Below are 10,779 nucleotides of genomic sequence, written 5' to 3' on the forward strand. Positions count from 1 at the left end.
GGCACGCGCTGGACACCGGATGGTGCGCCCGCGTGGGCTCGGGGCGCGCGGTGCGGGTGACGCCCGAGGGGGCGCGTGCGCTGGGGGAGCTGCTGGGCATCGACGAGCGGGCGCTGGTCTGAGACTGCCTGCCTTTCACCGAATCGATCGAGGAGTCCGATGGACCTCAGTCCGCGTCATCGTCTGCTGCCCGCGGCCGCGGCCGTGGTCACCGTGCTGCTGTGGGCGTCCGCCTTCGTGGTGATCCGCACCGCCGGTGACGCCTACTCGCCGGGCGCGCTGGCGCTCGGCCGGCTGCTCGCGGGCGGCCTCACCCTGGCCGTGCTGTGTGCGATACGGCGGGAGGGGTGGCCGCCGCGCGGAGCCTGGCCCGGCATCCTGGTGTCCGGGGTGCTCTGGTTCGGCTTCTACATGGTGGCCCTGAACTGGGGCGAGCAGCGCGTGGACACCGGTACGGCCGCCCTGGTGGTGAACGTAGGCCCGCTGCTGATCGCCCTGTTCGCCGCGCGGTTCCTCGGCGATCCGATGCCGCCCCGGCTGCTGGCGGGGATGGCGGTGTCCTTCACCGGCGCGGTGATCGTGGGCCTGTCGATGTCGGCCGGGGGCGGCGGCTCCTCGGTGCTCGGGGTGGTGGCCTGCCTCCTCGCGGCGGTCGCGTACGCGGCCGGGGTGGTGGCCCAGAAGCCCGCGGTGGCCCGCGCGAGCGCCCTCCAGGTGACGACGTTCGGCTGCCTGATCGGCGCGGCGGCCTGCCTGCCCTTCACCGGCCAACTGGTCTCGGAGGCGTCCCACGCCCCGCTGTCGGCCACGCTGGGCATGATCTACCTCGGCGTCTTCCCCACCGCGCTGGCCTTCACCGCGTGGGCGTACGCCCTGGCCCGCACGAGCGCCGCCAAACTGGGCGCGACGACGTACGCCGTCCCGGCACTGGTGGTCCTGATGTCGTGGCTGGCCCTCGGCGAGGTGCCGGGGCCGGTGATGCTGGGCGGCGGCCTGCTGTGCCTGGCGGGCGTGGCGGTGGCCCGCTCGCGGGGGCGTACGGCGCCCGCGCAGGTGGCGGACGCGGCACCCGGCCCGGACCGGGTGCGCTGAGTCCCCAGGGGGTGTCTCCCCCTAGAACACCACCAGCGCCCGCCCTCCCCGGCCCGCCAGCATGTCCTCGAAAGCTGTCGGGATGTCCTTCAGGGTGATGTGCTCCGTCACCAGGGCCGAGAGGTCGAGGCGGCCCTCCCGGACGTGGGTGGCGATGGCCGGGAGGTCGCGGGCGGGGTCGGAGTTGCCGTAGACGCAGCCGGTGAGGGTGCGGCCCCAGTGGAAGATCTCCAGGGCGTTGAAGGTGACCTGCTCGTCCTTGCCGCCGATGCCGACGACCGTGGTGCGGCCGCCCCGGCGGGTGGACTCCCAGGCGGCACGGATGCTCTGGGCGCGGCCCGCGCACTCCACGGAGACATCGACGCCCTGCTTGTCGGTGAGGGCGCGGATGGCGCGCGGGGTCTGCTCGTCGGCGAGGACGAAGTCGGTGGCGCCGCAGGCGCGGGCCAGCTCCTCCTTCCGCGGCGAGACGTCCACGGCGACGATCCGGGCCGCGCCCGCGATCCGGGCCGCCTGGAGGGTGGCGAGGCCGACCCCGCCGACGCCGAACACGGCGACCGTCTCGCCGGGCTGGACCCGCGCCGAGTGGTGGACGGCGCCGTACCCGGTCAGGACGGCGCAGCCGAGCAGGGCCGCGTCGGTGAGCGGGACCCCCTCGGGCAGCGGCAGCGCGCAGGCGGCCGGTACGACGGTCTCCTCGGCGAACGCGCCGACGTTGAGGCCGGGATGGAGTTCGGTGCCGTCGGCCGTGCGGGCGTGGACCCGGGCGGCGCCGTCCAGCGCGTGCCCGCACAGCCAGACCTCACCCCGCGCACAGGCCGGGCAGCCCCCGCACGCGGGCGCCCAGTTGAGCACCACCGGCGTGCCGGGTCCGAGCCCCGCCACCCCTTCACCCACGGCGGTCACGGTGCCCGCGCCCTCGTGGCCGAGCACCGCCGGCACCGGCACCCGCATGGTGCCGTTGGACAGCGACAGGTCGGAGTGGCAGACCCCGGCGGCGGCCAGGCGCACCCGCACCTGGCCGGGCCCCGGCTCGGGGAGTTCGATCCCGGTGATCTCCAGCGGTGCCCCGACGGCGGGCAGGACGGCGGCTCGTACGGTCATCGCGCGCGGTCTCCTCGGAAGCTGGGGCAACGGTGGCCCGGAGGTACCCGGCGGACGCGTGTCCGCCGGCGCACCAAACTAGCGGCGTTAGTTTTCCGGCGCCAGGGCTGCCGGGACGCCGGCGGGGCCGACCCGGACCGGAATGCCGTTGAGGACGGCGTTGCCGGACAGGGGATCGAGGAGGGTGCCGTCGAGGAGCTGGTTGACGTTGACGCCGGGTTCGCGGCCGGCGTGGCCCAGCCGGGTACCTGGACGGTTGTGGCCCCAGCCGTGCGGGAGGCTGACCACGCCGGGCCGGATGGCGTCGGTGACCTCGGCGGGCGCGGTCACCTCTCCCCCCGCACCCTTGATGCGCACCGGTTCGCCGTCGCGCACGCCGAGGCGCTCGGCGTCCTCGGGGTGGAGGTGCAGGGTGCAGCGGTTGGTGCCGCCGGTGAGGGCGGGCACGTTGTGCAGCCAGCTGTTGTTGGAGCGCAGATGGCGGCGGCCGACGAGGACGAGCCCGGTGGGCCGCTCGCGCAGGGCCTCGCGCAGCCGGGGAAGGTCGGCGGCGAGGGGCGCGGGCAGCAGCTCGACCTTGCCGCTGGGTGTCTTCAGCGGCTGCGGCAGGCGCGGCCGGAGCGGGCCGAGGTCGATGCCGTGCGGGTGGTCGAGCAGCCGGGCGAGGGTGAGTCCGCCGGGGCGGGCGCCGAAGCCGTCGCCGTAGGGGCCGAGGCGCAGCATCAGGTCGAGGCGGCGCTCGGGTCCGTCGGCGCCGGTGAGCAGCGCGGCCAGCTCGCGCGCGTCGCGGCCGTGGACCGGGGAGTGGGGTTCCCGGACGGCCTTGCCGAGGGTCTGGTCGATCACCATGGTGTCGACGGCGGCCGGGTCCGCGCCGTGCATGCCGCTCGCGGCGAGGACCAGCCGGGCGAGTATCTCGGTCTCGGCCATCCTGCCGGGCTCCAGCGGCACGGCGGGCCGGGTGTAGCGGACCTGGTTGCGGACGGCCAGGGTGTTGAAGGCGAAGTCGTGGTGCGGGCTCTGCGCGGGCGGCGGCGGGGGCAGGACGACGTGCGCGTGGCGGGAGGTCTCGTTGAGGTAGGGGTCGACGCTGACCATGAAGTCCAGCGAGCCCAGGGCCTTGTCGAGCCGGTCCCCGTCGGGCGCGGACAGCACCGGGTTGGCGGCGATCACGATCAGCGCGCGCAGGGGCTCGCCCTCGGGGGTGGCGGTGTCGATCTCCTCGGCGAGCGCGGAGAGCGGCAACTCGCCCTTGGCCTCGGGCAGCCGGCGTACACGGGAGTGCCAGCGGCCGAGGGAGAAGCCCCGGCCGGGGCCCGCCGGGCGGGGGGTGCGGTCGGTGGCGGCCTGGGGGAAGAGGGCGCCGCCGGGGCGGTCGAGGTTGCCGGTGAGGGTGTTGAGCACGTCGACCAGCCAGCTCGCCAGGGTGCCGTGCGGGACGGTGCAGCTGCCGATGCGGGCGTAGACGGCGGCGGTGGGAGCGGCGGCGAGTTCACGGGCGAGGGTGCGGATGGTGTCCGGGTCGACGTCACAGGCTCCGGCGACGGCCTCGGGGGTGAAGTCCTCCATGGCTTCGCGAAGTTCTGACAGCCCGTCGACGTGCGGCGCGAGGTCCCCGAGGTCGACGAGTCCCTCCTCGAACAGCACGGTGGTCATCGCGGCGAGGAGCAGGGCGTCGGCGCCGGGCCGGATGGCGAGGTGCCGGTCGGCCAGCCTGGCGGTGCGGGTGCGGCGGGGGTCCACCACGGTGAGGCGTCCGCCGCGTGCCTTGAGCGCCTTCAGCTTGCCGGGGAAGTCGGGCGCGGTGCACAGACTGCCGTTGGACTCCAGCGGGTTGGCGCCGATCAGCAGGAGGTGGTCGGTGTGGTCCAGGTCGGGCACCGGGATGGCGTTGGCGTCACCGAACAGCAGGCCGCTGGAGACGTGCTTGGGCATCTGGTCGACCGTGGAGGCGGTGAACAGGGAGCGGGTGCGGACCGCACCGAGCAGCACGGTCGGGTAGAGGGCACCGGCCATGGTGTGCACGTTGGGGTTGCCGAGGACCACCCCGAGGGCGTCGGCGCCGTACCGCTCCACGACCGGACGCAGGCCGCGCGCGACGGCGTCGAACGCCTCCTCCCAACTGGCCTCGCGCAGCTCGCCGTTCTCCCGGACCAGCGGGGTGCGCAGCCGGTCGGGGTCGGCGTCCAGCGCGCCGAAGGAGGCGCCCTTGGGGCAGATGAAGCCCTTGCTGAACACGTCGCCCCGGTCACCCCGGGCGGCGGTGACGCGGGTGCCCTCGATGGTGAGGGTCAGGCCGCAGGTGGCCTCGCACAGGGGGCAGATTCGCAGGGCGGTGCGGGGCACGGGTCCTCCCGGAGGGTCGACGGCACGGCCGTAGCAGCAGGGCGCCGGTGGCTCCGGCGAGCATACCGACCGGTAGGCATGGTGGGGAGCCCTGTGGGCGGGCTTCAGTCGAGCACGCGGCCCAGATAGGCCCGCAGCAGCTCCCGCGTCTCGTGGATGATCGCCGGGTCGCCGTCCGGGTGGGTGCGGAAGGCGAGCTGGACGAGGGTGTCCGCGCTCTCCACGGCCACCAGCAGGACGCGGCGCAGGTCGTCGTCGGGGGTGCGGCCGAGGTAGCCGGCGATGAGTCCCCCCAGCCGGTCGGCGACGCGGGTGTTGGGCGCGGTGCCGCGGGTGCCGACCGGTATCTGGTTGCCGAAGTCCACCAGGGCGAAGCCGGGCGCGGTGCGCTTCATGGCGAGGTACTCGTCCAGGATGACGTCCATCGCGGCCCGCCAGTCGCCGGGCGGCGCCTCCTTCAGCCGGGTGGTGACGTGCTCGGTGTAGTGGCGCAGGTTGCGCTGGGCGAGGGCGTCGGCCATCTGCCGCTTGTTGCCGAAGAAGCGGTACACCGAGCCGATGGGCACCCCGGCCCGCTCCGCCACCGCGCGGGTGGTCAGGGCGTCGTAGCCGACCTCGTCCAGGAGGGCGGCGCAGGCGTCGAGGATTCTGGTCAGCCGTTCGGCGCTGCGCCGCTGAACGGGGGCGCGGCGGAGGGACGTCACATGGGGCACGGCCACATGATGCCTCGCCAAGGGGAGGCGGAGAAGGGCGGGGAGTCCTCGCACGTCCCCCGCACGTCCCCCGTACGTCCTCCGGGCGGCCGGTTCTCGCGCCCCGGCCGGGTGAAGGGCGCGTTCGCCTCTTGCGCACATCCTCCGGCATTCCTACGGTGCTCCATAGGAATGCCGGAGAAGCGTGCGCAAGGGAGCGACCATGACCGGGGACGCGCGGAAGACCGCCGAAGCACTGGCGTACCTGACCGGGTTCGGCAACGAACACTCCTCCGAGGCGGTGCCCGGCGCCCTGCCCGAGGGCCGCAACTCACCGCAGCGCGCACCGCTCGGCCTGTACGCGGAACAGCTCAGCGGGACGGCGTTCACCGAACCCCGCGCCCACAACCGCCGCTCCTGGCTCTACCGCATCCGCCCCTCGGCCGCGCACCCCGCCTTCACCCGGACCGCCAACGGCGCGATCCGCACCGCCCCCTTCACCGAGACCGTGCCCGACCCCAACCGGCTGCGCTGGAGCCCGCTGCCCGAGCCCCTGCCGGGCACCGACTTCCTGGCCGGCCTGTGGACGCTGGGCGGCAACGGCGACGCGACCCAGCGCAGCGGCATGGCCGTACACCTGTATCACGCCAACTCCTCGATGGAGCGCGTGTTCTCGGACGCCGACGGGGAGCTGCTGATCGTCCCCGAGCAGGGCGGACTGCTGCTGCACACCGAGTTCGGCCGCCTCCATGTGGAGCCCGCACAGGTGGCCCTCATCCCCCGTGGGATCCGGTTCCGTGTGGAGCTGCTGGACGACTCGGCACGGGGTTATGTGTGCGAGAACTATGGTGCGCCCTTCCGGCTCCCCGACCTGGGCCCCATCGGCGCCAACGGCCTGGCCAACGCCCGCGACTTCCGGGCGCCGGTCGCCGCGTACGAGGACGTCGAGGCCCCGGTGGAAGTGGTCAACAAGTTCTGCGGCAACCTCTGGACGGCGACCTACGACCACTCCCCGCTCGACGTGGTCGCCTGGCACGGCAACTATGTGCCCTACGCCTATGACCTGCGCCGGTTCAATGTGATCGGCACCATCTCCTACGACCACCCGGACCCGTCCATCTTCACGGTCCTGACCTCCCCCTCGGACACGCCGGGTCTGGCGGGCGCCGACTTCGTGGTGTTCGCCCCGCGCTGGCTGGTGGGCGAGGACACCTTCCGGCCGCCGTACTTCCACCGGAACGTGATGAGCGAGTACATGGGCCTGATCGAGGGCGCCTACGACGCCAAGGCGGAGGGTTTCGTGCCCGGCGGGGGCTCGCTGCACAACATGATGTCGGCGCACGGCCCGGACCGGGACACCTTCGACCGGGCGAGCGCGGCCGAGCTGCGCCCGCAGCGGATCGATGACGGGCTGGCCTTCATGTTCGAGACCCGCTGGCCGATCGCCCTCACCCCGGAGGCGGCCCGCGCGGACCACCTCCAGCGGGGCTACGACGACGTGTGGCGCGGACTGGAGCCGCACTTCCGCACCTCATGACATCCCCGAGTGACAACTCCCATGTGTGACCGCTCCGTTGCGCCGACCGGTCCGGACAGGTACGGATAGCCGCGTGACCTCTTTCGCCCCGGACTCGATCGTCCTGAACCGCAAGCTGCCGCTCTGGTACCAGGTGTCGCAGTCGCTGCGGGCCTCCATCCTGGGCCGCTCCCCCGAGGACCCGCTGCGGCTGCCCACCGAGGAGCGGCTGGCCGGGCACTACGGAGTGAGCGTGCTGACGATGCGGCAGGCGCTGAAGGAGCTGGAGGACGAGGGGCTGATCAGCCGGCACCGGCGGCGCGGCACCTTCATCGAGCCGGGGGTGCGGCGCGGGGCGCCGGTCAGGCTGCTGGGCTCGGTGGACGCGATCGTGGCCCAGCAGTCCGGGATGACCGCCGAACTGCTGGACGTGGCGCGGGTTCCGGTGCCGCCCCTGTGGGCGGAGCACTTCCCGGACCTCGCCGAGGTGGCGGTCTACCACCGGCTGCGCGGGGACGCGAAGACCGGCGAGCCGACCAACCACGCCGTCAACCATGTGCGCCCGGAGCTGGCGGACCGGATCGACCCTGCCGATCTGGCCCGCTGGCCGATGACCAAGGTGCTGCGGGACGTGGTGGGCGCCGACATCAGCCGGATCACCGACACGGTGGAGGCCCGGCTCGCCGACCCGGAGACCGCCCGCCTGCTGGAGGTGCCGCTGCTGAGCCCGATCCTGCACTACACGGGGGTCACCTACGACTCCGCGGGGCGCGTGCTGGACGTGGCCGTCATCCACTACCGGGGCGACCGCTTCTCCTTCACCGTCACCCTGGAGGCGACCTGAGCGCCACCACCGTTCCCGTACCCCGTCCGGGGCCGAGGCCGTAGCATTCCGGGCGTGACGTACGAGGACGCGCCGCCGCTGGCGGACCTCATGCCGTGGTCCGTCGCACCGCTGCGACCGGGCCGCGCCTGGCCGACGGCACCCGACCCGGCGTCCCTGAAGGCCCGGTGGACAGCTCTGCTGGCGGTCGAGGGCGCGGAGCGGGAGGCCCTGTTCGAGCCGACCCGGTCGCGCACCGTCCACTCGGCGGTGGCCCAGCTGCCCGGCCGGAACACCGGTACGGAGCGGCTGGCGCGGGCCTCGGGACCGTGCCCGGAGCCGGTGCGGGTGCTCGCGGCGCCGTTCGACGAGCGCTGGCTGATCCCGGACCACCGGCTGATCGACCTCGCCCGCCCGGAGTTGTGGCGGGTGGCGGACGAGCACCAGGTGTTCGTGGTGGAGGCGGGCGCCGGGCTGCTGGCGACCTCGCTGCCGCCGACCCTCGGGACGGGGCGTGTCCGCCCGCTGTACCGGCGTCCCGGCGGCGCCGAACCCAACCTGGTGCCGGGCCTGTTGGACGAGCTGGCCGCGCGGCTCGGCTCCCGGCCCACGGCGGCGGACGTGCTCGCGTGGATACTGGCCGCCGTGCAGGCCGACCTCACCGTGCCGCTCACCGGGGACCGGGAGGTGTGGGCACGGGGCGTGGAGGCGGGCCGGCGCGCGCTGTGGCTGATGCGCCGGGACGGGGAGCGCCCCAAGCTGCCCGGCGGCCGCCGCCCGTACGTCCGCGCACCGCTGCCCCCGTACCCGCGCACCCTGCGCCACGACGCCGAGGACGAGACCCTGTACCTGGACGAGGGCCGGGTCTCCCCCGTCCCGCGCGCGGCCTGGGAGCACGAGGTCGCCGGGGTCCGCACGCTGGAAGCCTGGTTCACGGCCCGTACGGCCCCCGCCGCCCCCGGCACCCTGGCCGCGATCGGCCCCCGCGCCTGGCCCCAGAGCTGGACCTCGGAGCTGCTGGAGCTGATCACGGTGCTGACCCTCCTGACCGAACTCCCCGCCCCGGGTCCGGTGTCGGAGCCGATCACGGCAACCGATCTGCGCACGGCCGGAGTTCTCCCACCCGCGCCCCCGAGCCGCCGCCCCGCCTCCGTGCTGGACCACCAGGAGGAGGGACCGGAGGGGCAGTTCGCCCTGCTCTAGCAGAGTGCCGGGTGACATCGGTGGCCCGCCGGGAGATCATCGCGGGCATGGATCTGCTGCCGCCGCCCCTGGAGGGCGTCACCGTCGTCGCCGTCGAACAGGCCGTGTCCGCGCCCTTCGCCACCCGCCAGCTGGCCGATCTGGGCGCCCGGGTGATCAAGGTGGAGCGGGTCGACGGCGGTGACTTCGCGCGCGGCTACGACACCGCCGCCGAGGGCCTCGCCTCGCACTTCGTGTGGTGCAACCGGGGCAAGGAGTCCATCGCGCTGGACCTGAAGGACCCGCGCGGCCTGGACGTCGTACGGCGGCTGATCGCGGAAGCGGACGTGTTCGTGCAGAACCTCGCGCACGGCGCGGCGGCCCGCCTCGGCCTGGACGCGGCCACCCTGTGCGCGGCCGACCCGCGCCTGATCGCCGTGGACATCTCGGGGTACGGCGGCTCGGGGCCGTACGCGGACAAGCGGGCGTACGACATGCTCGTGCAGTGCGAGGCGGGGCTGGTGTCGGTCACCGGCACGCCCGAGCGGCCGGTGAAGGCGGGCATCCCGGCGGCGGACATCGCGGCGGCCATGTACGCCTTCTCCGGGGTGCTGGCCGGGCTGGTGCGGCGCGGCACGACGGGGCGGGGCGGCCCGGTGGAGGTGTCGATGCTGGAGGCGCTCGCCGAGTGGATGGGGCACCCGCTGCACCACACGATGCACGGGGGCGAACCCCCGGCGCGCACCGGCCTGGCGCACGCCGTCATCGTGCCCTACGACTCCTATGCCACAGCCGACGGCGGCCGGGTGCTGCTGTCGGTGCAGAACGACCGGGAGTGGCGACGGCTGGCCGAACTGGTACTGGACAGACCGGAGTTGGCGCACGACCCGGCATACGCCACCAACGCGGCGCGGGTGGCCGGGCGGGAGCGGACCGACGCGCTGGTCGCCGGTGCGCTGGGCACGATGACGGCGGGCGAGGCGCTGGCGCGGCTGGAGGCGGCGGGGATCGCCTGTGCGCGGATCAGGGATCTGGCGGAGCTGGCGGAACATCCGCAGCTCGCGGCGCGGGAGCGGTGGCGGCGGGTGGGTTCGCCCGTGGGACCGCTGCGCGCGCTGCTGCCGCCCATCACGCTGCCGGGCGGCGCGGAGACGCGGCTGGGGGACGTGCCCGCGCTCGGCCGGCACACCGACGCGCTGCTCCGTGCCGTGGGGATGACGGACGACGAGATCGCGGCGTTGCGCCGGGACGGTGTGGCGGCCTGAGCGCGGGGTGACACGCGGAAACTGCGGGGCGGGGCGCCTGTTCGGCGGGGCCGGGCCGGGACCGGGCGGGACTCCGGGGAGTCCGCTCGGTACGGCTCAGTGACTGCCGAAGAGCGACCGGCGCAGCCGGCGCAAGGGGGCGAAGAGAGAGACCCGGCTGACGCGGACGCGCCGGTCGCTGCGCTGACGCACGGTGTCCCGCGCGGTCAGCTCACGCATGAGCGACGTCGCCTCGACCGTCTTCTGCTGCGGTATGGCAGGTCCGCCGAGCACCGCGAGGTGGCGGTCCAGACGCCTGCTGGTCGCACCACTGCCGCAAGTGATCGCAGGGACCCTGGCCCTGCTGCGCATTGCTATCTGCTCCATGTCACTCCCCACCCGTACGAATCCACCCGGCCCACGGGCAGAGTAACCCTATCGTCCCCATAGGGCATGCGTGTATCTCGGCCACGGGATTCACCTTCCCTACAAGGAGGTTGATCATCCCTAATTGACTACTCTCCGAATCCGACTGATTTCAGGGTGAGTTGGACAACAGGCTGGCCAGTGGGGTGCACGGAACCGCCGTTCGGCTCGACGGTCACCGCGAGTGACACCGCGGACTTCTCGAGTCCCTTGACCGCCAAGGGCGTGTCGCCGCTGAGAAGCCCGAGAGACCGGGGTCCAGCGCCGGGGCGCGTGAGCCAGAGCTGATGCACCCGGCCGCCGGACGGGCTGCCGTATCCGCTCAGCGTGACGACGGCGCGGCCCTCGGACGGC

Annotated in this window: 10 protein-coding genes and 1 pseudogene; 6 read left to right on the forward strand and 5 right to left on the reverse strand. The window is 74.0% G+C overall.

Going from position 1 to position 10,779, the window contains the following annotated elements; genetic code table 11:
• Both GT030_RS29660 and GT030_RS29665 read left to right on the forward strand, forming a co-directional pair.
• Nucleotides 1-122: pseudogene (locus GT030_RS29660) on the forward strand (transcriptional regulator); the annotation flags it as partial.
• 37 nt (nt 123-159) lie between these two features.
• The gene (locus tag GT030_RS29665) at nt 160-1,092 is read left to right on the forward strand and encodes a DMT family transporter (RefSeq protein ID WP_161203727.1); all 933 of its coding nucleotides are present in this window, start codon (nt 160-162) and stop codon (nt 1,090-1,092) included.
• A 21-nt stretch (nt 1,093-1,113) separates the two neighbouring features.
• Here GT030_RS29665 and GT030_RS29670 read toward each other — a convergent pair whose 3' ends face one another.
• The 3 genes from GT030_RS29670 to GT030_RS29680 form a co-directional block, all read right to left on the reverse strand.
• Nucleotides 1,114-2,196 carry a zinc-binding dehydrogenase gene (locus GT030_RS29670; protein WP_161203728.1) on the reverse strand — a complete coding sequence of 361 codons (1,083 nt, stop codon included), beginning with the start codon at nt 2,194-2,196 and terminating at the stop codon, nt 1,114-1,116.
• Between the two features lie 87 nt (nt 2,197-2,283).
• Complete coding sequence (locus GT030_RS29675; protein WP_161203729.1) at nt 2,284-4,542, reverse strand: molybdopterin oxidoreductase family protein; 2,259 nt, start codon at nt 4,540-4,542, stop codon at nt 2,284-2,286.
• 104 nt (nt 4,543-4,646) lie between these two features.
• Nucleotides 4,647-5,261 carry a TetR/AcrR family transcriptional regulator gene (locus GT030_RS29680; protein ID WP_346009766.1) on the reverse strand — a complete coding sequence of 205 codons (615 nt, stop codon included), beginning with the start codon at nt 5,259-5,261 and terminating at the stop codon, nt 4,647-4,649.
• Between the two features lie 196 nt (nt 5,262-5,457).
• On the opposite strand from GT030_RS29680, the gene hmgA reads away from it, so the two are divergent.
• The 4 genes from hmgA to GT030_RS29700 all read left to right on the forward strand — a co-directional run bounded on the left by hmgA (nt 5,458) and on the right by GT030_RS29700 (nt 10,020).
• Nucleotides 5,458-6,771 carry a homogentisate 1,2-dioxygenase gene (gene hmgA / locus GT030_RS29685; protein ID WP_161203731.1) on the forward strand — a complete coding sequence of 438 codons (1,314 nt, stop codon included), beginning with the start codon at nt 5,458-5,460 and terminating at the stop codon, nt 6,769-6,771.
• A 73-nt stretch (nt 6,772-6,844) separates the two neighbouring features.
• Complete coding sequence (locus GT030_RS29690) at nt 6,845-7,594, forward strand: GntR family transcriptional regulator (RefSeq protein WP_161203732.1); 750 nt, start codon at nt 6,845-6,847, stop codon at nt 7,592-7,594.
• Between the two features lie 45 nt (nt 7,595-7,639).
• On the forward strand, nt 7,640-8,776 hold the full coding sequence (locus GT030_RS29695) for a type ISP restriction/modification enzyme (protein WP_346009767.1): 1,137 nt from the start codon (nt 7,640-7,642) through the stop codon (nt 8,774-8,776).
• A 47-nt stretch (nt 8,777-8,823) separates the two neighbouring features.
• Nucleotides 8,824-10,020, forward strand: coding sequence for a CaiB/BaiF CoA-transferase family protein (locus tag GT030_RS29700; protein ID WP_161203735.1), 1,197 nt, complete (start codon nt 8,824-8,826; stop codon nt 10,018-10,020).
• A gap of 96 nt (nt 10,021-10,116) precedes the next feature.
• On the opposite strand, the gene GT030_RS29705 is transcribed toward GT030_RS29700, so the two are convergent.
• On the reverse strand, nt 10,117-10,386 hold the full coding sequence (locus tag GT030_RS29705; RefSeq protein WP_086690667.1) for a hypothetical protein: 270 nt from the start codon (nt 10,384-10,386) through the stop codon (nt 10,117-10,119).
• A 128-nt stretch (nt 10,387-10,514) separates the two neighbouring features.
• Nucleotides 10,515-10,779 (reverse strand): anti-sigma factor (locus GT030_RS29710; RefSeq protein ID WP_161203734.1); only part of this gene is annotated, 265 nt, incomplete at its 5' end.

This window comes from Streptomyces sp. SID1328 (assembly GCF_009865595.1).
GTDB classification, from domain to species: Bacteria; Actinomycetota; Actinomycetes; order Streptomycetales; family Streptomycetaceae; genus Streptomyces; species Streptomyces griseoluteus.

What these genes read in the sequence shown, in the direction of transcription:
- GT030_RS29665 (WP_161203727.1), top strand. Translation starts at nt 160, where the DNA reads ATGGACCTCAGTCCGCGTCATCGTCTGCTGCCCGCGGCCGCGGCCGTG.
- GT030_RS29670 (WP_161203728.1), bottom strand. Translation starts at nt 2,196, where the DNA reads ATGACCGTACGAGCCGCCGTCCTGCCCGCCGTCGGGGCACCGCTGGAG.
- hmgA (WP_161203731.1), top strand. Translation starts at nt 5,458, where the DNA reads ATGACCGGGGACGCGCGGAAGACCGCCGAAGCACTGGCGTACCTGACC.
- GT030_RS29700 (WP_161203735.1), top strand. Translation starts at nt 8,824, where the DNA reads ATGGATCTGCTGCCGCCGCCCCTGGAGGGCGTCACCGTCGTCGCCGTC.
- GT030_RS29705 (WP_086690667.1), bottom strand. Translation starts at nt 10,386, where the DNA reads ATGGAGCAGATAGCAATGCGCAGCAGGGCCAGGGTCCCTGCGATCACT.